This window comes from Massilia sp. TSP1-1-2, assembly GCF_049896185.1.
In the GTDB taxonomy this organism is placed as follows: Bacteria; Pseudomonadota; Gammaproteobacteria; order Burkholderiales; family Burkholderiaceae_D; genus Telluria_A.
In genome coordinates this window covers 1-944 of record NZ_JAFCTU010000140.1, presented here as the reverse complement: position 1 = coordinate 944, position 944 = coordinate 1, and the positions used below count along the sequence as shown (strand labels likewise).

General features: G+C 51.8%; 2 protein-coding genes. One reads left to right on the top strand and one right to left on the bottom strand.

The window, feature by feature from the left end; translation table 11 throughout:
* Positions 1–358 (bottom strand): hypothetical protein (locus ACP7BV_RS27325; protein WP_426108049.1); only part of this gene is annotated, 358 nt, incomplete at its 3' end.
* Between the two features lie 129 nt (positions 359–487).
* Here ACP7BV_RS27325 and ACP7BV_RS27320 point away from each other — a divergent pair.
* Positions 488–811 carry a hypothetical protein gene (locus tag ACP7BV_RS27320; protein ID WP_426108047.1) on the top strand — a complete coding sequence of 108 codons (324 nt, stop codon included), beginning with the start codon at positions 488–490 and terminating at the stop codon, positions 809–811.
* Positions 812–944: the final 133 nt, after the last annotated feature.

Below are 944 nucleotides of genomic sequence, written 5' to 3'. Positions count from 1 at the left end.
TATAAAGATTGCCAGCCCCGTCCACCGCCAATGCACCAGGAAGCCGTACTTCGTCGGATGTTTTTGGTACGTCAGCTGTTCTCGCCGCGGCGCGCCTCCAAGGGTTTGTCGTTGGCAATCGGGAAGAATAAGCATGTAACTCGCGGTCGCCTTCCAGTATCGCATACAGTGTCCCGCTCTGCGGATCTAGGGCCACACTGACGATCATTCCTACGCTGTCTGCTAATACCGAAACCTTCACCGCTTCCGGTGGATTGGATTTCGAATTCCAAGTCAAACAAAGAAGACCAGTGATAGCGATCACGGCAGTACTACCGGCTAGTCGAACAAAACTTTTCCCCGTTATCGAATAGTCCAATTTTTCGCACCTCTCTTGAAGTCATACCTGATGTCGTGAGCCCGCTTGGGTCACTTGTGCATACCTTGACGTGTTACCCACCTCAATACTGGGATATCCTGGTGTTACAACTTTCGCCCCAGCAGCACTTTGGATTACCGTACCTTTTTAATCGTCGCGCTAATCGACCTGCCGCCCCTTTTCAAGCAAAAATTCAGGCGTTTCGTGAAACTCGTCATCTACACCGAGCAAACCCGCGAAGCCCCTCATTCTGAACTGCCGTGGCTTTTAGGCGGGACCGTGTGGCTGGCCGGAAAAGCGATCACTACCATTTGGAGCGTCGGTCCCCCAGGTGTAGATTCCAGTAAACGGATTTCCTTTGCCGCTAAAGAGGATGCCTTCATGCTCCGAATCCTTGTGTTCAAAAGCAAAGAGCATACTCGAGCGATAACGTTCATATCCGGGGCTAAGTAGGCGCCGTTCCGGTTGAGATCTTAACTCATATCGTTATACACAACTCATTGTTCTCGTAATGCTGCCAGTGTTGCAGCCGCTATACGCACCTCTTGCAGGCCCAGCCAGATCGTCTTCACGCCTGGCTCGCCAT